Annotated in this window: 21 protein-coding genes and 1 tRNA gene; 12 read left to right on the top strand and 10 right to left on the bottom strand. The window is 45.7% G+C overall.

Translation table 11 applies throughout. The features are described from left to right. Window positions 1-299 precede the first annotated feature (299 nt). Complete coding sequence (locus KDM90_RS09470) at window positions 300-869, top strand: hypothetical protein (protein WP_212675350.1); 570 nt, start codon at window positions 300-302, stop codon at window positions 867-869. 176 nt (window positions 870-1,045) lie between these two features. Continuing rightward, window positions 1,046-1,324, top strand: coding sequence for a hypothetical protein (locus tag KDM90_RS09475; RefSeq protein ID WP_212675351.1), 279 nt, complete (start codon window positions 1,046-1,048; stop codon window positions 1,322-1,324). Window positions 1,325-1,891: 567 nt separating this feature from the next. Here KDM90_RS09475 and panB read toward each other — a convergent pair. The 7 genes from panB to KDM90_RS09510 form a co-directional block, all read right to left on the bottom strand. Next, window positions 1,892-2,704, bottom strand: a complete 813-nt coding sequence (gene panB / locus KDM90_RS09480) for a 3-methyl-2-oxobutanoate hydroxymethyltransferase (RefSeq protein ID WP_212675352.1) — start codon at window positions 2,702-2,704, stop codon at window positions 1,892-1,894. Between the two features lie 351 nt (window positions 2,705-3,055). After that, window positions 3,056-3,403: a DMT family protein gene (locus tag KDM90_RS09485; RefSeq protein WP_189346574.1), complete on the bottom strand. Its 348-nt coding sequence runs from the start codon at window positions 3,401-3,403 to the stop codon at window positions 3,056-3,058. A 28-nt stretch (window positions 3,404-3,431) separates the two neighbouring features. Beyond that, complete coding sequence (gene folK, locus KDM90_RS09490) at window positions 3,432-3,908, bottom strand: 2-amino-4-hydroxy-6-hydroxymethyldihydropteridine diphosphokinase (RefSeq protein WP_212675353.1); 477 nt, start codon at window positions 3,906-3,908, stop codon at window positions 3,432-3,434. A 28-nt stretch (window positions 3,909-3,936) separates the two neighbouring features. Then, window positions 3,937-5,334 (bottom strand): polynucleotide adenylyltransferase PcnB, encoded by a 1,398-nt coding sequence (gene pcnB / locus KDM90_RS09495; RefSeq protein ID WP_212675354.1) that lies wholly within the window; start codon window positions 5,332-5,334, stop codon window positions 3,937-3,939. A 24-nt stretch (window positions 5,335-5,358) separates the two neighbouring features. Then, on the bottom strand, window positions 5,359-6,039 hold the full coding sequence (locus KDM90_RS09500) for a histidinol-phosphatase (RefSeq protein WP_212675355.1): 681 nt from the start codon (window positions 6,037-6,039) through the stop codon (window positions 5,359-5,361). Window positions 6,040-6,087: 48 nt separating this feature from the next. Further along, window positions 6,088-6,765, bottom strand: a complete 678-nt coding sequence (gene hda / locus KDM90_RS09505) for a DnaA regulatory inactivator Hda (protein ID WP_212675456.1) — start codon at window positions 6,763-6,765, stop codon at window positions 6,088-6,090. Window positions 6,766-6,804: 39 nt separating this feature from the next. Then, the gene (locus KDM90_RS09510; RefSeq protein WP_212675356.1) at window positions 6,805-7,890 is read right to left on the bottom strand and encodes an AI-2E family transporter; all 1,086 of its coding nucleotides are present in this window, start codon (window positions 7,888-7,890) and stop codon (window positions 6,805-6,807) included. Between the two features lie 229 nt (window positions 7,891-8,119). Here KDM90_RS09510 and purM point away from each other — a divergent pair, with 229 nt between their 5' ends. Beyond that, window positions 8,120-9,163: a phosphoribosylformylglycinamidine cyclo-ligase gene (purM, locus tag KDM90_RS09515; protein WP_212675357.1), complete on the top strand. Its 1,044-nt coding sequence runs from the start codon at window positions 8,120-8,122 to the stop codon at window positions 9,161-9,163. Between the two features lie 158 nt (window positions 9,164-9,321). Here the strand turns inward: purM and KDM90_RS09520 are convergent, their stop codons facing one another. Next, on the bottom strand, window positions 9,322-10,779 hold the full coding sequence (locus KDM90_RS09520; protein ID WP_212675358.1) for a S41 family peptidase: 1,458 nt from the start codon (window positions 10,777-10,779) through the stop codon (window positions 9,322-9,324). Between the two features lie 209 nt (window positions 10,780-10,988). On the opposite strand from KDM90_RS09520, the gene KDM90_RS09525 reads away from it, so the two are divergent. Both KDM90_RS09525 and KDM90_RS09530 read left to right on the top strand, forming a co-directional pair. Beyond that, entirely contained in the window at window positions 10,989-11,546 is a 558-nt protein-coding gene (locus tag KDM90_RS09525) for a DNA-3-methyladenine glycosylase I (protein WP_212675359.1), read from the top strand. A gap of 5 nt (window positions 11,547-11,551) precedes the next feature. Further along, the gene (locus KDM90_RS09530; protein ID WP_212675360.1) at window positions 11,552-12,343 is read left to right on the top strand and encodes a spermine/spermidine synthase domain-containing protein; all 792 of its coding nucleotides are present in this window, start codon (window positions 11,552-11,554) and stop codon (window positions 12,341-12,343) included. Between the two features lie 69 nt (window positions 12,344-12,412). Here KDM90_RS09530 and KDM90_RS09535 read toward each other — a convergent pair whose 3' ends face one another. Then, window positions 12,413-13,381, bottom strand: coding sequence for a cation diffusion facilitator family transporter (locus tag KDM90_RS09535; protein WP_212675361.1), 969 nt, complete (start codon window positions 13,379-13,381; stop codon window positions 12,413-12,415). A 200-nt stretch (window positions 13,382-13,581) separates the two neighbouring features. On the opposite strand from KDM90_RS09535, the gene KDM90_RS09540 reads away from it, so the two are divergent. The 3 genes from KDM90_RS09540 (at window position 13,582) to infC (ending at window position 16,388) form a co-directional block, all read left to right on the top strand. Next, window positions 13,582-13,658: transfer RNA gene (locus tag KDM90_RS09540), tRNA-Val, on the top strand. 241 nt (window positions 13,659-13,899) lie between these two features. Beyond that, window positions 13,900-15,807, top strand: a complete 1,908-nt coding sequence (gene thrS / locus KDM90_RS09545; protein ID WP_212675362.1) for a threonine--tRNA ligase — start codon at window positions 13,900-13,902, stop codon at window positions 15,805-15,807. A gap of 44 nt (window positions 15,808-15,851) precedes the next feature. After that, window positions 15,852-16,388, top strand: a complete 537-nt coding sequence (gene infC / locus KDM90_RS09550; RefSeq protein ID WP_186915149.1) for a translation initiation factor IF-3 — start codon at window positions 15,852-15,854, stop codon at window positions 16,386-16,388. Between the two features lie 23 nt (window positions 16,389-16,411). Here infC and KDM90_RS18150 read toward each other — a convergent pair whose 3' ends face one another. Continuing rightward, a complete protein-coding gene (locus tag KDM90_RS18150) occupies window positions 16,412-16,534 on the bottom strand; it encodes a hypothetical protein (protein WP_268977740.1) in 123 nt (40 codons plus the stop codon). Window positions 16,535-16,587: 53 nt separating this feature from the next. Between KDM90_RS18150 and rpmI the strand changes: the two genes are divergently transcribed. The 4 genes from rpmI (at window position 16,588) to pheT (ending at window position 20,980) form a co-directional block, all read left to right on the top strand. Continuing rightward, entirely contained in the window at window positions 16,588-16,785 is a 198-nt protein-coding gene (gene rpmI / locus KDM90_RS09555; protein WP_038493025.1) for a 50S ribosomal protein L35, read from the top strand. Between the two features lie 28 nt (window positions 16,786-16,813). Beyond that, entirely contained in the window at window positions 16,814-17,173 is a 360-nt protein-coding gene (gene rplT / locus KDM90_RS09560) for a 50S ribosomal protein L20 (RefSeq protein ID WP_189346649.1), read from the top strand. Between the two features lie 205 nt (window positions 17,174-17,378). Continuing rightward, window positions 17,379-18,395 (top strand): phenylalanine--tRNA ligase subunit alpha, encoded by a 1,017-nt coding sequence (gene pheS / locus KDM90_RS09565; protein WP_212675363.1) that lies wholly within the window; start codon window positions 17,379-17,381, stop codon window positions 18,393-18,395. A gap of 158 nt (window positions 18,396-18,553) precedes the next feature. Beyond that, entirely contained in the window at window positions 18,554-20,980 is a 2,427-nt protein-coding gene (gene pheT / locus KDM90_RS09570) for a phenylalanine--tRNA ligase subunit beta (RefSeq protein WP_212675364.1), read from the top strand. The last annotated feature ends 94 nt before the right edge of the window (window positions 20,981-21,074 follow it).

Below are 21,074 nucleotides of genomic sequence, written 5' to 3' on the forward strand. Positions count from 1 at the left end.
AAAATTATTAGATGTTGGTATATAGTCGCGTCTAACTCAGCTCGATCATGATGACATCGCCAATTTTTGCGGCCGTTAATTTGCAGCTCGAGTACATGTACTAATGAACTAGATCAAATAATTGAAGATTTTACGTTGAACTGTGAAGTGATAATTTTGTCGATTTAGATATACTAATCGCTCGTTTATTACAAGCAAATCAAGTTTGATTTCATGCTCATTTAAAGAAGTCTTGAAAACTGTTTTTTCTCGATAAGTTAATATCTATTTTTCTTAAATTAAGGTCAGGTATTTGTAAAATGCATGCACAAAAATGGCCCCAAATTCGAATCGCTTGCGTTTGGCTTATCTTTCCAATACTCGTATTTTTATTGATATGCACCACATGTGGATCTACATCACAAAAAGAAGATGACCCGGTTGATTACATTTCATTCTCAAATATGACAATGAGTTTTGAGAATATCGATTGGTTGATGCCCGATGGAACTTTGTATCACCAACGAGCGAATTATATTGGACCCAGCAAAAAATTAGGCTTAGTTACATCATGTAAGCTCGGCGAAAATGTGAGGCAAAAAATTATTAAGCTCATTAACAATTCCAGCTTAATTGATGCAAAGTCTGATGAGCAATATCAGAACCAACCAGATCTAGCTGCCTATTACCTATTTATGCATAGAAAATCAGGAAAATCAAAGGGAAGATATATATATGCCTCGACAGAAAATATACCCTTTAATTTATTGATGGATGAAATAAACAAAATTTCGTGCGATCAAAACATAGTCTTAAAGGGCGAGATTCCACTCCACTGGAAACCAAAATTATTTCCCGCCTATAAAGTTTATGCTGAGGAAAATTCATAAAATCCTGAGCCCATCTGCCAGTTTAAAAGAACGCCCCAATAGTGTGAAGCGCCGCACGATTAGCGTTCTATTCAACTAAAAATTCTATAAGTACTCTTCTCTCTGTGTTGAGTTCTATGGCGTTGTTGGGATGTACAGAGCAAGCAACTACCAATACTCCTATTTCGTCTAATGCTATGTCCGATCCTATTAACGACTTGCTGAGACCTAACGATCCACGTTTGTCCGTCGAAGAGCGATTTATTGTTGGGAGCGTGTATACCTACCTTGAGAAGGATGTACAGAAGTTGATCGACGCACGCGACAGAGTTCAGCAGACGAGGGGAGGCTTTGAAGTATTTGCCGTTCTTATTCGTGGCTACTCAAATGGGCACCCTGTAACTTCACCCGGCGATCACCTTACAGTGATTTTGGATTCAGATGGCAATGTAGTTCGTTACATACCAGGAGAGTGAGACGATGATCGAATTTAACATTGCATTCAAGAAGGAAGCTATGAAATTGTTTTGATTTTGAATTCATTGATCATTCGATCAAAACTAAGGTGATGACGAGTTTTTGATTTGATGACGTGTTGTGAGGAAGGGGCTACTCTAGACCAATCAAAATTTCTTTGATGACGTTCTCTTTACCTCTAAAACATTCACCAGTATGAATACAAGTGAAGTTCTGCTTCTCAAAAAAGACGAGGCGTACGTGATCAACGCCGGTCGCTACTAAAGCGCCTTTTGCATCGGTCTCGATTTCGGCGATTTCTTTAGCGTTGATAATTTCGTAGAACTGAAGTTCTGGGTAGTGTCCAGCTCGAATCTAGAAGGCTTTCCCAGAGTGGGTTTTGTCGACTTCACTTCTTTGCTCGAAGCGACCGTATTTGTTACTGATATTGCTTGCGATCGCATTGGCTTTTGTTAGGTCGTCAGCGCTTGGCACGTTGAAGTCACAAGCGCATATTGAACACAGCGCAAGCAGTACTAGCGTTGAGAGTAAAGTGCGACGCATTATTTTTGCATCCAATTTAGGTTTTAAAAACAATGCTCAGGCGCAGGAAAACTCTTATCCTTCACCGCCGCCACATACGCCTTAATTGCTGCATCAATATTGGTTTGGCCTTCCATAAAATTCTTCACAAAACGCGCTTTGCGACCTGGGAATACGCCGAGTAAATCGTGCATGACTAAAACTTGGCCTGAGCAATCGGGGCCTGCGCCTATGCCTATGGTGGGGATGTGCAGGAGATCGGTGACTTCTTTTGCCAGACCTGCGGGGATAGCTTCTAAGACTAATAAGCTCGCTCCGGCTTCTTGTAATAATTGCGCTTCGGCTTTGAGTAGATCTGCTGCTGCCGTGGTTTTGCCTTGGACTTTGTAGCCGCCTAGTTGGTGTACCGATTGTGGCGTTAAGCCTAGGTGGGCGCAGACAGGGATGGCGCGTTCGGTCAGGAATTTGATGATGGGGGCGATCCATGTGCCGCCTTCGACTTTGACCATTTGTGCGCCAGCTTGTATGAGCTGCACGGCATTATTAAATGCCGATTCGGGCGTGGCGTAGGTGCCGAATGGCATGTCGGCGATGATGAAGGCTTTGTCGTTGCCGCGCGCGACGGCGGCGGTGTGGTATGCGACGTCGTTGTTGGTGACGGGTAGGGTGGAGCTATGGCCTTGGCACACCATGCCAAGTGAATCACCGATCAATAAAATCTCTACCCCGCATCGATCCATCATCGCAGCAAAGCTGGCGTCGTAGCAGGTCAACATAGTGATTTTTTCGCCTTGCTCGCGCAGGGTGTTAAGTGTCGTGATGGTGACCGCTTTGCGGTCTTGTAAGTATTCAGCCACGATGTTTCCTTTGGTTTGTGAAGTTCACATGTTACTTATGAAGCGACATGATTTCGCTAATTTTGGCTAATTCAGGAAGCTTGAAAAATTGTCCTAGCTAGGCGTAGCTTCACAAACAGTACCTTGAGTACGGCAAGAAGCTACAACAGCGCTGGGGCAGTTTTTTCAACCCAGATTTCCCATTAGGATTTGTGATGATGACGGATGCACTTTTTGAGGCAGTTTTGTTGCGAATGAGGCGTCAATAGCGAGCTATTGACAACGAAGAGCAGCAAAAATGGCCAAAAATGCACCGTCAGCACACAAATAGCACCGCAGGTGCGCCTAATGGAAAATCTGGGTTCAAGCATCCTAACTTCTAAAAATAAAATACACAGCGCCCACTAAGCATAATCCCGCCCACACATAGTCTAACTTAAACGGCTGATTCATATAGATCATCGAAAAAGGAACAAAGACTAAGAGCGTTAAGACTTCTTGCAGAATTTTGAGTTGCGCCAAACTGTACTGAGTGTAACCGATACGATTCGCGGGGACTTGGAGTAAGTATTCAAAAAGGGCGATGCCCCAGCTGACAAATGCCGCAATATACCAAGCTTTGCTATTGAGATTCTTAAGGTGGCCATACCATGCAAAAGTCATAAAGACATTCGACAGGATTAGGAGACCAGTAGTTTGAATGATGACAGGAATTTGCATGGGCTGAGTTCGCTTAGGCTAATGAACGCTAGAGTTTTCGTATGCCTTGATCTGCGACTGCGGGCGCAAATTGATGGGCGGCGCCTTTGCCAGGGATCTGAACGAATGGATCGAGTTGTAGCAGTGGAATTAATACGAAAGCGCGTTCTGTCATGCGTGGATGGGGCACGTTTAAGTGCGGCACGTCGATGATTTGTTGACCATAGAGCAGCAAGTCGAGATCTAAGGTGCGTGGCGCGTTGCGATACGGACGTTCACGCCCACACGACAATTCTAGGGCTTGTAAATGTTCAAGCAGGGCGAGTGCCTCTAATTCGGTTTTGATCGCAACCACGGCATTGATATAGTCATCGCCACTGGAGTCGATGGGAGCTGTGATAAACAGTGACGAGGCTTGCTCGAATTGTGTTTGCGGCAAACTACGGAGTTTTTCGATTGCGTATTCAACCATCGCGCGTGCATCGCTGAGGTTGGCACCGATCCCGATGTAGGCAGTGATGGTCATACTGTTATTCTGTAATTTATTCCGTAGTTTATTCTGTCGGCGCTGCTTTAGGTTTGCCACTGGATTGACGATGCGGGCTGCGACGTGGGCGGCGTTTTTTTGCAGGCGCGCTCTCTGCTGATTTTGCTTTTGGTTTGATACTTAATAGGCGCACACGCTCTTGTTCGTCGCCGTTGATGAAGTCAGTCCACCATTCGCCAAGCTCGGCATCGATTTCGCCAGATGCACAACGCAGTAACAAGAAATCATAGCCAGCGCGCAGCCGATTATTCTCTAATAATTTGTAAGGCGCTTTGCCTACGCGTTTTTCAAAGCGCGGTTGCATCGCCCAGATGTCGCGCATATCGGTGCCGATCTTACGTTGCAGAGCGAGTGCGTCGGTTTGGGTGTTCAAGACATCGTCCGCCGCCAAGTGCAATGCGGGGATAGGGAGTTCGCCAGAGACTTTGTAGGCTTCCCATTTTTCGAGAACTTGATGCCAGAGTAATGAGGCGAATAAAAATCCTGGTGAAACGGTTTTTCCTTGCTGTACGCGTTCGTCGGTATTCGCAAGCGCCAAAGTAACGAAGCGTTCACCTAATGGCTGCTCCAACACAACATCGAGCAATGGCATTAAACCGTGGTGTAAGCCTTCTTTGCGTAATTGCTGCAAACAAGCCATTGCATGACCGCTCATTAAGAGTTTGAGCATTTCATCAAAGACGCGCGCACTTGGCACATTGTTGATGAGTGGCGCCATTACTTTGATCGGCGCACGTGTATCGTCGTCAATTGTGAACTTGAGTTTGGCAGCGAAACGCACCACGCGCAGCATGCGCACTGGATCTTCACGATAACGTAATTCTGGTACGCCGATGATGCGTAAGGTTTTTTTACGAATATCGGCAATGCCGCCGTGGTAATCCAATACCGTTTGGCTGGCGGGGTCGTAATACATGGCGTTGATGGTGAAATCGCGTCTTACCGCATCTTCGTGTTGTTCACCAAAAGTATTGTCACGCAACACGCGGCCGTGTTCGTCTTTAGGCGCTTCATGCTTGGCAGCGCCGCGGAAAGTGGTGACTTCAATCAGATCTTGTCCAAACATCACATGTACAATTTGAAAGCGACGACCAATGATGAAAGCACGGCGGAACAGGCGTTTAACTTGCTCGGGAGTTGCGTTGGTCGCTACGTCAAAATCTTTTGGTTTGACGCCAAGCAAGAGATCACGCACCGCGCCGCCGACGATAAAGGCTTTGTATCCGTTGTCTTGCAAAGTCTGCGTGATGCGTATCGCGTTGTTCGATACCAAGGCAGGGTCGATGCCATGTTCTTTCGCACTCAAGACTTTTGGCTTGTTTTTCTTCGCGCTGGCTTTGCCTTGATCGAGGGTGTCGTCAGGATTCTTAACGCCTAAGATTTTGCGGATAAATTTCTTAATCATGCTTCGTGCTTGTTGTCGTTACTGTTAATGTTGTTGCGCAAATAATTGCAGCGTCGGCCAGCCATTGGCTTGCGCATGGGCTAGTAAGAGTTGATTCGGATTGGTCGCGATCGGGTGCGTCACGATAGAGAGCAAAGGAATATCATTTTGAGAATCGCTGTAAAAATAACTCTTAGTAAAGTCGCTCAGTTGCTTGCCTTGCTGCGCCAGCCAAGCGTGTAAATGCGTGACTTTGCCGGGGCCAGAGGTCGGCACACCGCGCAGTTTACCAGTCAAATTGCCTTGTTCATCGAAATGTGGTTCTGCCGCCAATAAATGTTCAACGCCCAGCGCTTGCGCGATGGGTTGGGTAACAAAGCGATTGGTCGCGGTGATGATGGCGATTAAGTCGTTTTGCTCTTGATGTTGTTTGAGCAAATCAAACGCCGCTGGCAGTAGGGCAGGGTTGATGACTTCTTGCATAAACTGCGCATGATAATCATTCAGTTGTTGACGTGAAAATTGCGCCAAGGTACCTAGTGCAAATTCCAAATACTCGACTGGATCTAAAGTGCCAGCTTGGTATTGTGCAAAGAATTCTGCATTGCGACGACCGAATTTATCCGTATCAATAGCACCGATGCGGCATAAAAATTGTCCCCATTCGTAATCAGAGTCGATGGGTAATAAGGTGTGGTCTAAATCAAAAAGGGCAATGTTTTGCATAGATAGTTTTACTCATAAGCATTGGTCATGGGCGGATTGCTTAAATTGTTATTCCGCATGATCTCTTTGTAATAATTCACGTAATAGAGGCAGCGTAATCGGGCGCTTGGTTTCTAGCGAGTAGTGATCTAGTTCGCCTAACATCGATGTTAATGAGCGCATATCGCGGCGATAGTGCGTAATCAGATAGGGTAACACGCCATGCGCCAATCCTATGCCTTTTGCTTGCGCCGCACGCTCTAAGGCATCAATTTTGTCTTCATCTGATAAGCCTATGACTTGATAGATCAAGCCCCAGCCCAAGCGAGTACGTAAGTCATCACGCACATTTAAAATCATTGGTGGATGATTGCCTGCCGCGACGAAAAAAGCGCCATTGGCACGCACCTCATTGAAAAGTGCGAAAGCGTCGATTTGTGCCGCGCCTGACAATTGATCACAATCGTCGAGCAAATAGAGATCAATTTCGGGGCTATACCAAAATTGCTCTTCTGGCGCGTCGGCGCTGATATAGCGTGTGTGCGGATCTTGTGCAATTGCATGCAGTAAATGGGTTTTGCCCGCACCCGGTTCACCCCATAAATACACGGAGCGTTCGCCATATTGACTGGCGGTACGCTCGGAGAACAAGCACAGTATTTGCGCTAATTCTGCATTTTGCCCAACCACAAACGTATCTAAAGACGGAAGGCTTTCCGCATCTAGATCAAGTAAAAGCTGTCTCATTGTCATGAAAATCGTCAAAAAAACCTGTTATTGCATCATTTAAGATTGACGATAAAAGGAACTATTTAAGTAAGAAAGTCGCAAGTTTTTAGCTGCAACTGAAATAACGGCAGAAGCTGGTAATGCGACCAGAATACCGATAAAGCCAAATAATTGACCGAATGCCATTAAGGCAAAAATCACTGTCAGTGGATGTAGACCTATCCGTTCTCCCACTAATTTTGGCGTCAAAATAAAGGATTCTAAGGCTTGGCCAACACCATACACGATACCAACCGCGACTAAGCCATGCAAGTCATTAAATTGTAAAACTGCGCTAACCAAGGCCAAAAATAAGCCTAAACCATAACCGAGGTAGGGGATAAACACCAATAATCCCGTCAAAATTCCAACTGGCAATGCCAAATCAAAACCTGCGATTGCTAATCCCAAGGAATAGTAAATCGCCAAAATCACCATCACCATGATTTGTCCACGCAAGTATTGTGCGAGCAATTCATCGACTTCTTTAAACCAAGTTTGCGTTTGTTTTAACCAGCGACGTGGGATGAAATTGCGCAGCCGTCCAATTAAGGCGTGCCAATCTACTAAAAGGTAAAACAAAACGATAGGGATCAAAATAAAGTTGGCCAGCATGCCCAAAACCGCGGTACCGCCAACGCGAATCGAAGACAGCACGGCTTTACCGATCACGTCGCCACTGCTTGCCAAATGATCGCTGATAATCGCTTTGATACCTTCGCTATCGATAGTGGCTTGTATCCCGAAGTCATGCAAAATCGGACCAACTAAAGTGTTAAAGCGATTTAGAAATTGAGGAATTTGATTATGTAACAGTGGAATTTGCTTTTGTAAAATCGGCACCATGATCAAGACGATAGCCAAAATACAAGCCACCACCAACAAAATCATCAGAGTCGCCGCAATCGGGCGAGGTAGGTGAACTCCTTTGATTTTGACTTTGCAGAGTTTATCGAGCCAAGGGTTGAGCACATAAGCCAAGATCGCCGCAACGATAAATGGCATCAAAATCGGGCCAAGTAAAGATAACAAAAGAATAAAGGCGAGCGCGACACTCAGCCATGTAATAGTTTGCTTTTGATTGCTGGTCAGATTAAAGGGCATAGTCTTTTCTTGGCCTATCAAATGTTGAAACCACTAGTTGAAACCGCTAGTTTGCCTAAAAACTAGGTAAAACCTAGGTCAATTTGTTAAAATAGCGGTTTTGGATGTGCTGAAAATCGTTTTTTCTTAAAATTAAGTGAGAAATTACGTTTAATTAAAGAAGTTGAACATCCGAGTTTCTGGCAATTCCGCTATTTTACCGCCTCAAGCCCCTACTGACGAATATCCTATGAGCACAAATACTCCTGTTTCTCTTTCTTATGCCGACGCTGGTGTCGATATGGTTGCTGGCGACGCGCTGGTCGATGCGATTAAACCGTTTGCAAAACGCACTATGCGTGAAGGCGTCATGGCTGGCATCGGTGGTTTTGGCGCGATGTTTGAAGTCAGCAAAAAGTACAAAGAGCCCGTGTTGGTTTCTGGTACGGATGGTGTTGGTACTAAACTGAAATTGGCTTTTCATTTGAATCGTCATGACACCGTCGGTGTTGATTTGGTCGCTATGAGTGTTAATGACATCTTGGTACAAGGCGCAGAACCGCTTTTCTTCCTCGATTATTTTGCTTGCGGCAAATTGGATGTAGCGACCGCGACCGACGTGATCAAAGGTATCGCTTTTGGCTGCGAACAGGCTGGTTGCGCTTTGATTGGTGGTGAAACGGCTGAGATGCCTTCCATGTATCCAGAAGGTGAATACGATTTGGCTGGTTTCGCGGTGGGCGCGGTTGAAAAATCCAAGATTATCGATGGCAGCAAGATCGTTCCAGGTGACGTAATTTTAGGCTTGGCGTCTTCAGGCATTCATTCCAACGGCTTTTCTTTAGTACGTAAAATCATCGAAGTCGCGAATCCAGATTTAAACGCAGATTTCCACGGCCGTAGTTTGGCGGATGCCTTGATTGCACCAACTCGCATTTACGTTAAACCTTTATTGGCTTTGATGGCGAGCATGGAAGTCAAAGGTATGGCGCACATTACGGGCGGCGGTTTGGTAGAAAACGTACCACGCGTATTGGGCGATAAGTTGACAGCAATCTTAGATAGCAAATCTTGGGATATGCCACCATTGTTTAAATGGTTGCAACAACACGGCGGCGTAGCGGATGCAGAAATGCATCGCGTATTTAACTGCGGTATCGGTATGGTTGTGATCGTTGCCGCTGATCAAGCTGAGACTGCGATGGCGCAGTTGAAAGCGGCAGGCGAGACTGTGTTTAATATTGGAACGATTCGTGCTCGCGAAGGCGACGAGCATCAGACTCAGGTTATTTGATATTAATCACCTCTTTCAATGAAAAACGCACTTTTCGAAGTGCGTTTTTTTATTTCGATTTGAATTAATTATTGAGGTTGGTGCCGCGCGCGAACGATTTGCTTCCAGTTCTCATTCGAACTTGATCGAATTGAAGATAATTGGAAGCCTCGATCGCATTATTTTTTAATTCTGTTATGACGCCATGCTTTCGGATCGTAGTCAGTGATTGTTGATATGCCGGCACCCAACATTGGCGGTGGAGTGAATCCTGTTGGCCCACAGGTTCCTGACTTGCTGTAGCTTGCTGCATTCGCCAGCAAGCGTTCACTAAGTGAACCGAGTTCATGGTCTAGGTCGTCAATGGCAGGACAGGTTGGTGCAAATCCGTTAACGTATCCGCCATTACCTGCGTTGTTGATGCCATCGAATTCGATGGCAAAATAGGCGGTGCCACAGTTGTCTGCTTGGGTAAAGCCATATGGTTTCCCGCATGTCGTACCACCAATTGTGATGACCTGCACGAACGGGGATAGCCCATTGATAATCGACTCGCTTGCAGAACAAGTACGCGCACTCGTTAATACAAAAACCCGACTTAAATTCAATTGCGGTAAGGCTTGTCCTGATCTCGCTGTGTTGGTGAATAGAAATTTACTATTGGCGGTCCAGTCGGCATGCTTGTCGTTGTATTGCAATTGTTCGAAAACTTTGCCCTGTGCTTTGCTTCCCGCGATCATCGAGGCAACTTCGTTTGCGATATAGATATATCCACCACCGTTGTAACGGAGATCGAGGACGAGATCATCAATGCCTTGTTCTTTAAAGTTGCGGAAACTCTCAATAAGAGGCTCGGAGGCAGTTGCAATGTGGTCTGTAAAGACAACATAGCCTAGTCGTCGATTATCTGTGGTTGTGAGAATTTTATTTTGTAAAACAGGTTGCGTGATTACTGTGGTAGCACGCATTTCTACCATTCTCGTCGTATTTGAACCTAAGTCTTTGATTTCGAATCGGGTAGACGTTTGTGAACTCGATGGATAAAGCGCTGCGATTTGATTCTCGTAACTGACGAGTTCGATTGCGGTGCCATTGAGTCCCACGATTTGTGCGCCTCGTTTAATTTGTTGTAAGTCAGCAGGAGAGCCTGGTTGCACATAGGTCACTCTCAACTTGTTATTTTGATTCACGAGTTTGTATCCGAAGCTCACATCTTCTCCAGCCTCGAAATAACCGTCGATTTCATCTTTACTTGCCGTAAAACTGAAACGATCTTTGGATTTGACAAGCAAGGCATCAAAGTAGCTTTGTGGTGTACTGTAGTTAGGCGCGGGGACATCAACAATCAATCGATACCATAGATAAACATCATTGAGATGTGCGCGTACCCAATTTTTTTCAACGCTGGGCGTACAGATGTTTGCGTAGGTGCTTGGAGAGCCAATTTCCGTGCTGGAGCCGCTATTGCCGTTATTGTTGCTTGTGCCGCCGTTATTACCGATGGAGCAGACACCGATACCGTTATTGCATAAATTCATATTGGTATTGCTTTGCCCGCCGCCTCCGCAACTAGTGAGACCGATGACGAAGGTTAGGCTTGCCAATATGCGGGCGTAGCGAGAAATAAATTGAGACATAGTTGACCTCGGTTCTTTGGTTTGATTGCTTTACCAATGGGCGCGTTAGTTCGAAATTCTATTGTGGACAAGTATAATCGAAGTTCTGATGCGTAAAATTGAAACGTGTTGAAAATACAAATAGGAAAGCTCGTTGATTGGAAATTTGCAAGATGCGGCTTGTCATTGCAGTACACGGTTGGCATTGACAAAACTTTGACGGAAACTTTATGACTAAAACACGATGTGGTTGGGCCAATCCCTCTAATCCACTCTATATCGCCTATCATGATGAAGAGTGGGGCGTGCCTTGCCATGATGAGCGACGACTGTTCGAAATGCTCAATTTGGAAGGTGCGCAAGCGGGATTGAGTTGGGAGACCGTTTTAAATAAACGCAATAATTATCGATGTGCATTTGATGATTGGGATGCAGAGAAGATTGCGGCATACAACGAGTCCAAAGTTGAGGCTTTAATGCAAAATGCCGGGATTATTCGGAATCGTTTAAAAATCCAAGCGACGATTTCAAATGCGAAAGCCTATTTGCAATTGTCTGAGGAATGGGGAGGTCTCGATGCTTACCTTTGGCGGTATGTTGATGGTCACCCTATCATTAATCATGGCGAGCGGATTGTGACCTCAGAGATTTCTGATCAAATTTCAAAAGATTTGAAAAAGCGAGGCTTCAAATTTGTGGGCTCGACAATTATTTATGCATACATGCAAGCAATCGGTATGGTAAGTGACCATGCTGTAAATTGTGCTTGGCGCAAATTGACCGTCTGATTTCTATGAAAAAGAAAAATGTGAATTCATTGGAATCAAGCGCGTATCCTCAAGTGTTCGTTTCAGAATTTAGAGGCGTTCGGTCTTTGCATCTGGCCGGAGATCACTTAAGCGATGTAAGTTGTGCACCGATCCAAGGCTCAATGCGTTTGGCCGTTCCTGATCAAATTGAGCTCGAATATGTGCAGCAGATGAATGTATGGATGCTATTCAATACTTCGCCTCGACATATCGTTCAACTAGGGCTTGGTGCGGCTTCCTTGACAAAATTTTGTTACCGACAATTTCCTGATGCGCGAGTCACAGCAGTCGAACTCAATCCGTTTGTGATTGAGATTTGTCGATCCCAATTTAAGTTGCCAGACGACGATGATCGCTTGACTGTTCTTGAAATGGATGCTTTTGACTTTGTAAGAGACCAAAGGCGGCATGCGAGTGTGGATGTCTTGCAGGTTGATTTGTATGATGCAGTTGCTGAAGGTCCAGTGCTGGACAGTCCAGAGTTTTACCGTGCGTGTTCAGAATGCCTCGTGGATGACGGCATGTTGACGGTAAATTTATTTGCGAACCAGTTGCAACGAGAACGCAATATCGCGGCTATGTATGACTATTTTGATGTGGTTGTTTGGCTGCCTGAGGTGCATGATGCAAATGTCGTCGCGATAGCCTTCAAGAAGGCGCCTGAAATTGATTTCGCCGAGTTATATCGGCGCGCTGCAATTTTACGAGTTAACCACAAGATACAAGCACCTGTATGGGTGAATGGTTTGAAGGAGTGGATGTTGCGCGAAGAGTGATGTGGACCAAATTCGCCCTCGACTCATCATCCTTTCATTCTAGGATCAGAACCATTTAAGGCTCTCGTTCTAATGTTCAGAATTGCAAGAGGCAGATTCGTAATCATTTTCCTCGCGCAGTACTTCCGGTTGCAAAGTAATGTGATCGATACCATGTTTTTCCAACAGCATCTTTTTGATGCTTTCCAAAATGCGGGGCCATGCGCTGAGATCGTCAATCTCTAGATGGCCAATTAAAGCGGGTTGGCCAGGGGACATTTCCCATATGTGCAAGTCGTGGACTGATGCCACGCCAGCCGTGGTTTCTAAGTCTGTACCGATCTGTAAAAAATCGATGTGCGTTGGTACGCCTTTCATTAAGAAATGAAATGACTCCTTCAATACGCCAATTGTTGATTTTAAAATTAAAAGTGAGACAAAAATTGATAAGATGGGGTCTATCGGCATCCATCCTGTGTAGTAAATGATGGCGCCGGAAATAATCGCAGCGACCGAGCCTAGTAAGTCTCCCATGACGTGAATCAGTGCAGCTTTTGTATTCATGCTTTCTTTGTCGTGCGATAAAACCCATGCAACAATAATATTGATGAATAAGCCTATTGTGGCGACGACCATCACGACACCACCTTGCACTTTTTCAGGAGTTGCAAGGCGTTGCAGAGCTTCAAAGCTAATCCAAACGATGACCCCCAACATCACAAGTCCGTTCACGAAAGCAGCAAGTGCTTCAGATCTGCCAAAGCCAAAAGTGTGTTTTGCTGTTGGGGGACGCTTTGCAATCAGTTGTGCGAGTAATGCTAATCCGAGAGCTGCCGAGTCCGTAACCATATGGCCAGCATCGGAAATTAATGCGAGCGAATTCGACAGAACGCCAAAAATCACTTCAATCGCAGCAAAAAATAAAGTGAGTCCCAAGGCCCAAGCTAGCACGCTTTGGCTTCTATCCGCAAAATAGTGTTGATGTTCCGCATCACCATGGCGATGCGCATGCAGATGCTGTCCTTTTTCGACGGGAGTTGGTGATGTGTCGTGTGGCATTGGTCATGAATGAAATTGATTTGGAAGTGTGGATTGTAAGTGATTTACGTAAGAAATAATTGATGTGACCGAATCTACTAGAGTGTTAAGAATGTGAATAGGAGTGTTGACAGCGTATTGTCCTTGGATGGTTTCTTTCTCGATGCGTACAAAAAAGCACTTTACGAGAATCGAGTTGTTTGCTATAGTCTCGGCTCTTCGGGCGGTTAGTTCAGCTGGTTAGAATACTTGGTCGACATCCAAGGGGTCGGGGATTCGAATTCCTCACCGCCCACCAGAATTCAGTAAATGCACGTGATTGTGCATAACAATGGTAGTACTTTGTAAGAGCGAGAAAGGCATCATGGTTATGACACCGCGAACTACGGTCACATTCCTTTGTGAGCGACGCTAGTCGAGGTGTTTTTTCGTCTTGGAAGTATTCAGAAAAACGCGGCTAGTCCGCGTTTTTTTTCGTCTAATCGATTTGTTTTTTATTTTTTGTTTTTTCTTTGGCTTAGGCCCGTATGGAGATGAATATGATTTCAATTCGCTTGCCCGATGGTTCGCAACGACAATTTGAGTCCGCTGTTACAGTGGCGCAAGTCGCCGCCAGTATCGGCACGGGCCTCGCAAAAGCTGCCTTGGCTGGAAAGGTCAATGGTAAGTTGGTCGATACATCGCACTTAATCGAAGCAGATGCTGATTTGGCGATTGTGACAGACAAAGATGCGGATGGTTTGGAAGTGATTCGTCACTCAACAGCGCACTTGCTCGCGTATGCCGTAAAAGAATTATTCCCTGAGGCGCAGGTGACGATTGGTCCTGTAATTGAAAATGGTTTTTACTATGACTTCTCTTACAAGCGTCCATTTACACCGGACGACTTGATTGCCATTGAAAAGAAAATGGCAGAGTTGGCGAAAAAAGACGAGCAAGTTGTACGCAAAGTTGTGCCGCGTGATGAAGCCGTTGCTTACTTCAAGTCCATCGGCGAAAACTATAAAGCAGAAATTATTGAATCGATTCCTGCAGATCAAGACGTATCGCTTTACACAGAAGGCAGCTTCACCGATTTGTGCCGTGGCCCTCACGTGCCATCCACTGGCAAATTGAAAGTCTTCAAGTTGATGAAATTGGCAGGTGCTTACTGGCGCGGCGATTCCAAAAACGAAATGCTGCAGCGTGTGTATGGCACAGCATTCGCGAAGAAGGAAGATCAAGAGCAATACTTGCACATGCTGGAAGAAGCGGAAAAACGCGACCATCGTAAGTTGGGCAAAGCTTTAGATTTGTTCCACTTCCAAGACGAAGCACCAGGTTTGATCTTCTGGCATCCAAAAGGTTGGACTGTGTGGCAGCAAGTTGAGCAATACATGCGTAAAGTCTATCAAGACTGTGGCTACCAAGAAGTCAAAGCGCCGCAAATTTTGGATCGTACCTTGTGGGAAAAAACAGGCCACTGGGAGAACTATCGCGAGAACATGTTCAGTACCGAGTCTGAAAATCGTAACTACGCATTGAAACCAATGAACTGCCCAGGTCATGTGCAGATCTTCAATTCAAATATGCGCAGCTATCGCGAATTGCCGTTGCGTTACGGCGAGTTCGGCCAATGCCATCGTAATGAGCCTTCCGGCGCTTTGCACGGCATCATGCGCGTGCGCGGTTTTACGCAAGATGACGGCCATATTTTCTGTACCGAAGATCAAATTCAAGACGAAGTTATGGCTTTCCATCCACAGGCGATGAAAGTGTATGACGACTTTGGATTCGAAAATATTCAAATCAAGATCGCTTTGCGTCCAGATAATCGCATTGGTTCGGATGAGATTTGGGATAAAGCAGAAGACACTTTGCGTGCAGCTTTGCGTAATTGCGGCATGACATGGCAAGAGTTACCAGGTGAGGGCGCGTTCTATGGTCCTAAGATTGAATACCATTTGAAAGATAGCTTAGGTCGTCCATGGCAGGTGGGGACGATGCAAGTGGATTTCTCTATGCCTGGTCGCTTGAGCGCAGAATATGTTTCTGATGACAATTCGCGTAAAGTGCCAGTGATGCTGCACCGTGCGATTGTTGGTTCAATGGAAAGATTTATTGGTATTTTAATCGAAAATCATGCTGGTGCTTTGCCAACTTGGTTGGCTCCAGTGCAAGTCGCGGTGCTGAATATTTCTGAATCGCAGGCTGAATATGCGAAATCTGTGGCTGAAAACCTGAAAAAACAAGGGTTTAGAGTGCATACAGATTTGCGTAATGAGAAAATTACCTATAAAATACGCGAACATTCCATGCAAAAGTTGCCTTATATCATCGTAGTCGGTGATAAAGAACGGGATGCAAATACAGTGGCTGTGCGTACGCGCGGTAATCTGGATCTGGGTGTCATGACTCAGGAAGCCTTCTTGGATCGCCTTAAAAACGACTTGGAAACCAAGGCTTAACCAGCTTTTGCCCGCAGAAATGCGCAGCTTGTTGATTTAATTTTTTGAAGGAAACTGCAATAGCTACCGAAAAGTCACATCGTATCAACGGTGAAATTACAGCGCCAGAAGTGCGCTTGTCAGGTGTTGATAACGAGCCATTGGGCATCGTAAAACTGGGAGAAGCCTTTCGCTTAGCCGAAGAGGCTGAAGTGGATTTGGTGGAGATTGCGCCAACAGCGCAACCACCCGTTTGCCGATTGATGGATTACGGCAAGTTCAAATACCAAGAGCAGAAGAAGGCGCATGAAGCCAAGCTGAAGCAAAAGGTTATTTTGGTGAAGGAAGTGAAATTCCGTCCAGGTACGGATGACGGTGATTACAACATTAAGTTGCGTAATCTCGTGAAGTTCTTGGAAGACGGTGATAAAACCAAAATCACTTTACGTTTCCGTGGTCGTGAGATGGCTCACCAAGAAATTGGTATGCGTATGTTGGAACGCTTGAAGGTCGATTTGGATCCGTACGGTCAAGTTGAACAGTTTCCGAAGATGGAAGGACGCCAGATGGTTATGATTCTGGCGCCTAAGAAAAAGAAATAATTTGTGGAGCGGTTTGTTATCCGCTACGCAAATAAGAAGAATTTGTAGTAATAGCGTTTCGCAAGAATCGCAGTTGCAACAAAGGGCATTGAACTCGATTTCAAGCCCAAGCTAAGTGAGAAGTAGGCATCCAAGAGTGACGTCATTGTCACCACCTACCATCATATAAAAAGGAGCTGTCGTAAAAGACAGAGAAGTTATGCCTAAAATGAAAACAAAGAGCTCTGCGAAGAAGCGCTTTCGTGTACGCCCAGGTGGAACAGTTAAGAGTGGTCATGCTTTCAAGCGCCATATCTTGACTAAAAAAACCACTAAGAACAAACGCCAATTGCGTGGCACCCGTAACATCAACGCGTCTGACGTAACATCAGTCATGCGCATGATGCCAACAGCTTAACCTCTACTCACTATTTTAAGGAGTTATCATGCCTAGAGTAAAACGTGGGGTTACCGCTCGTGCCCGTCATAAGAAAGTTCTCGATTTAGCCAAAGGCTATCGTGGTCGTCGTAGTAAGGTATTCCGTATTGCTAAGCAAGCAGTTATGCGCGCTGGCCAATATGCATACCGTGATCGTCGTAACAAAAAACGTGTATTCCGCGCATTGTGGATTACTCGTATCAATGCTGCATCCCGTCAACACGGTATGACTTACAGCGTGTTCATGAATGGCTTGAAAAAAGCAAACATTGAACTCGACCGTAAAGTGTTGGCCGACATGGCAGTGATGGACAAACCAGCATTTGCTGCGATTGTTAATCAAGTAAAAACGACATTGGCTGCTTAATTAGTCATTGTCTGCAAATTCGCCATTCGCGAATCTGCATGATGAGCGGGGCAGAGGTTGATTCCACTGCCCCGTTTTTTTTGCTTGAGGATTTACGTGAAAGTGAGTTTTCCTTGGTCGTCGTAGAAGCTCGCTTTCGTGTAAGTCTTTACTAAATCCAATTTCAAGTTAACTTTTATCATCCACTCCTTGTGGGAAATATCGCATGAATCCCTTAGATCAAATTGTTGCTCAAGCGATTGCTGATTTTGCTGCGGCTCTTGACGCTGCTGCTTTAGAAAATGCAAAAGCGCTGTACCTCGGAAAGTCCGGTCAGATTACCGAACAAATGAAGGGCTTGGGTAAGCTGGCACCTGAAGAACGTAAAGCACAAGGCGCCGTGATTAACGTCGCCAAAGAGCAAATTGAAAATGCTTTGACAGCACGTCGTGAAGCCTTAGCAAATGCACAAATGGAAGCGCGTTTGAACGCAGAAGCGATCGATGTGAGCTTGCCAGGCCGAGGGCGTGGCATGGGTGGTATTCACCCGGTGATGCGCACCTGGCAGCGTATTGAAGAAATCTTCCGCTCTATCGGTTTCGATGTGGCAGATGGCCCAGAAATCGAAAATGATTGGACTAACTTCACTGCGCTCAATTCGCCAGAAAATCATCCCGCACGTTCAATGCAAGATACCTTCTATGTCGAAGGTAATGACACCTCGGGTAAGCCCTTGTTATTGCGTACGCACACCAGTCCAATGCAAGTGCGTTTTGCGCGTATGAACAAGCCGCCAATCAAAGTTATCGCACCTGGCCGCACTTATCGTGTCGATAGCGACGCGACGCATTCACCGATGTTCCACCAAGTGGAGGGATTGTGGATTGCTGAAAATATTAGTTTTGCAGATTTGAAGGGTGTCTACCTGAATTTCGTCAAAGCATTTTTTGAGACTGACGATTTGCAAGTACGTTTCCGTCCCTCGTATTTTCCGTTCACTGAGCCATCTGCAGAGATCGATATCGCCTTCGGTAGTGGCCCATTGAAAGGCCGTTGGCTAGAAGTGTCTGGCTCCGGCCAAGTGCATCCAACGGTGATTAAGAACATGGGGTTAGATCCAGAGAAATACATTGGATTTGCGTTTGGTTCAGGTTTGGAGCGCTTAACTATGCTGCGTTATGGCATTAGCGATTTGCGATTGTTTTATGAAGGTGATCTGCGTTTCTTAAAGCAATTTAACTAATGGAGGCAACTATAAATCCAATTTTCGGGCACATATTTTTGTTGCAAAGCCTCGATCTGCATCCCGATAATTGAATTTCTAGAAGCGCCATCTTGCAATATTAAATTAGATTAAATTTCCGTACTAAAAAAGTACAACATCAACATCACGGTTGAATTATGCAATTTTCTGAAAACTGGTTACGTACCATGGTCGATCCGAAGATGACTTCGGACGAGTTGTCTCACATGTTGACAATGGCAGGACTTGAGGTGGAAGAGGTCGAGCCTGTTGCTCCTCCATTTAGCAATGTGGTTGTCGCAGAAATCCGCGAGATCGCGAAACATCCTGATGCTGATCGTTTGAACGTCTGTCAGGTGGATGTGGGCACTGGTACTTTGTTGAACATCGTATGTGGCGCACCGAATGTACGTGTAGGAATGAAAGTACCATGCGCAATGGCAGGCGCAGTATTGCCGCCGGGTGCAGATGGTAAGCCGTTCTTGATTAAGGTCGGTAAGTTGCGCGGTGTTGAGTCGCAAGGTATGTTGTGCTCGGCGCGTGAGTTGAAACTGTCTGAAGATCACGGGGGCTTAATGGATTTACCTGCCGACGCACCGGTCGGTCAGAACTTCCGTGATTACTATCAACTCAATGATTTGAAATTCACAATCAAGCTCACACCAAACAAGGCGGACTGCCTCTCTGTATTGGGTGTAGCGCGTGAGGTTTCTGCTTTGACAGGCACACCATTGAACCTTCCAGAAGCGCATGTCGTGCCAGTTGCTTTAACCGAAAAATTACCTGTCAAAATCAGTGCGCCAGATTTGTGTGGTCGCTTTGTTGGACGCGTGATTCGCGGCGTGAATGCGAAAGCGCCAACTCCAGACTGGATGAAACAGCGTCTAGAACGCAGCGGTCAACGCTCGATTTCTGCATTGGTTGATATTTCTAACTATGTCATGTTAGAAATGGGACGTCCAAGCCATGTATTTGATCTCGAAAAAATTCATGGCGGACTCGATGTACGTTGGGGCAAGAAAGGCGAAAGCTTAAAGCTCTTAAACGGCAATACCATCGAAGTCGATGAATGGGTTGGCGTGATCGCCGATCAAAAAGAAATTGAATCTTTAGCCGGCATCATGGGCGGTGATTCGACAGCTGTGACGCTCGATACCGAAAACATTTATTTGGAATCCGCGTTCTGGTGGCCACAGGCGATTCAAGGCCGCGCACGCAAATACAATTTCTCAACAGATGCCGCACACCGTTATGAACGTGGTGTGGATTTCGCTTCTGTGATGGAGCATGTTGAACGCATTACAGCGTTGATCGTGGAGATTTGTGGTGGCCCAGAGCATGTGAAAGTTGGACCGATCGATGATCATATTGTGAATTTGCCACAACGCTTGCCGGTAAAAATGCGTACTGATCGTGCCAATAAAGTAATTGGTGTGCCTTTCACCGACGCACAGATTGCCGACATCTTCACGCGTCTTGGTTTGCAGTTCACGCAAGAGCCTGGTTTGTTTTCTGTAACGCCTCCATCCTATCGTTTCGATATCGAGATCGAAGAAGATCTGATCGAAGAAGTGGTTCGTGTGTTTGGTTTCGAGAATATTCCATCCTTGCCACCGGTTGCGCCAAACGCGATGTTGATTGCGCCAGAAAATACGCGTTCTGTGTTCACCTTGCGCCGTCAAATTGCCGACATGGATTACCAAGAAGTCGTCAACTATAGCTTCGTTGAAGAAGCTTGGGAAAAAGACTTCTGCAATAATGCGCAACCAATCAAATTGCAAAATCCAATCGCAAGTCAAATGAGTGTGATGCGTACAAGTTTGATTGCAAGCTTGGTGGCGAATACACGATATAACTTGAATCGTAAGATCAATCGTGTACGTATCTTTGAATTGGCAGCAGTTTATCTGCGTGATGCTAATGTTCAAGATGGACCATTGAGTATTGCAGGCTACGATCAACCGAAGCGTTTGGCCGCACTCGCTTATGGCCCAGTGGCTGAAGAACAATGGGGTATGCCTACACGTAATGTTGATTTCTTCGATGTCAAAGCTGACTTGGAAAATCTATTTGCGCCTAAGGTTTTGCGTTTCAATAAAATTGATCACTCAGCCTTACATCCTGGCCGTGCGGCAACAGTTGAATGTGAAGGACAGGTGATTGGTTTAATCGGCGAACTACATCCACGCTTACAACAAAAATACGATTTACCTTTAGCACCCATCGTATTCGAAGTTGCTGCCAATGCCTTGCAAGCTGTGAGTCTACCTAGCCACCGCGAAATTTCGAAATTCCAAGCCGTGACGCGCGATTTGGCTTTGGTTGTTAAGCAATCGGTAAGCGTGCAAAGTTTGCTTGATGTTTTCCATGCGGAAATAAAGAAGGCCGATTCTTGTAAAATTGTGCAAGACCTTGTTTTGTTTGATGAATATCGTGGCAAGGGTTTGGAGAATGATGAGAAAAGCCTTGCATTCCGCTTTAGCTTGCAAGATACTCAAAACACCTTGCAAGATGAGCAGGTCGAACAAGCAATGACACAATTGCTTGAGGCGGCAACCAAAGGGCTTGCTGCGCGTCTTCGGTAGTGAAGAGCGGTGTGCTGCCGCGAAAAGATTGCTGGCAGCACAGTTTTGCGCATGAGTGACGCAGTCAAATTCAAAATAGATACTGAGAGAATGG

The organism is Affinundibacterium fentianense (genome assembly GCF_018139545.1).
GTDB lineage: Bacteria > Pseudomonadota > Gammaproteobacteria > Burkholderiales > Burkholderiaceae_D > Undibacterium > Undibacterium fentianense.

Coding starts and splice junctions, on each gene's coding strand:
- purM (WP_212675357.1), top strand. CDS start 8,120: ATGAGCACAAATACTCCTGTTTCTCTTTCTTATGCCGACGCTGGTGTC.
- rpmI (WP_038493025.1), top strand. CDS start 16,588: ATGCCTAAAATGAAAACAAAGAGCTCTGCGAAGAAGCGCTTTCGTGTA.
- hda (WP_212675456.1), bottom strand. CDS start 6,765: ATGAGACAGCTTTTACTTGATCTAGATGCGGAAAGCCTTCCGTCTTTA.
- folK (WP_212675353.1), bottom strand. CDS start 3,908: ATGACCATCACTGCCTACATCGGGATCGGTGCCAACCTCAGCGATGCA.
- rplT (WP_189346649.1), top strand. CDS start 16,814: ATGCCTAGAGTAAAACGTGGGGTTACCGCTCGTGCCCGTCATAAGAAA.
- KDM90_RS09520 (WP_212675358.1), bottom strand. CDS start 10,779: ATGTCTCAATTTATTTCTCGCTACGCCCGCATATTGGCAAGCCTAACC.
- KDM90_RS09525 (WP_212675359.1), top strand. CDS start 10,989: ATGACTAAAACACGATGTGGTTGGGCCAATCCCTCTAATCCACTCTAT.
- KDM90_RS09500 (WP_212675355.1), bottom strand. CDS start 6,039: ATGCAAAACATTGCCCTTTTTGATTTAGACCACACCTTATTACCCATC.
- thrS (WP_212675362.1), top strand. CDS start 13,900: ATGATTTCAATTCGCTTGCCCGATGGTTCGCAACGACAATTTGAGTCC.
- KDM90_RS09535 (WP_212675361.1), bottom strand. CDS start 13,381: ATGCCACACGACACATCACCAACTCCCGTCGAAAAAGGACAGCATCTG.
- pheS (WP_212675363.1), top strand. CDS start 17,379: ATGAATCCCTTAGATCAAATTGTTGCTCAAGCGATTGCTGATTTTGCT.
- KDM90_RS09470 (WP_212675350.1), top strand. CDS start 300: ATGCATGCACAAAAATGGCCCCAAATTCGAATCGCTTGCGTTTGGCTT.
- KDM90_RS09530 (WP_212675360.1), top strand. CDS start 11,552: ATGAAAAAGAAAAATGTGAATTCATTGGAATCAAGCGCGTATCCTCAA.
- pcnB (WP_212675354.1), bottom strand. CDS start 5,334: ATGATTAAGAAATTTATCCGCAAAATCTTAGGCGTTAAGAATCCTGAC.
- KDM90_RS09510 (WP_212675356.1), bottom strand. CDS start 7,890: ATGCCCTTTAATCTGACCAGCAATCAAAAGCAAACTATTACATGGCTG.
- KDM90_RS09485 (WP_189346574.1), bottom strand. CDS start 3,403: ATGCAAATTCCTGTCATCATTCAAACTACTGGTCTCCTAATCCTGTCG.
- pheT (WP_212675364.1), top strand. CDS start 18,554: ATGCAATTTTCTGAAAACTGGTTACGTACCATGGTCGATCCGAAGATG.
- KDM90_RS09475 (WP_212675351.1), top strand. CDS start 1,046: ATGTCCGATCCTATTAACGACTTGCTGAGACCTAACGATCCACGTTTG.
- KDM90_RS18150 (WP_268977740.1), bottom strand. CDS start 16,534: ATGACGTCACTCTTGGATGCCTACTTCTCACTTAGCTTGGGCTTGAAA.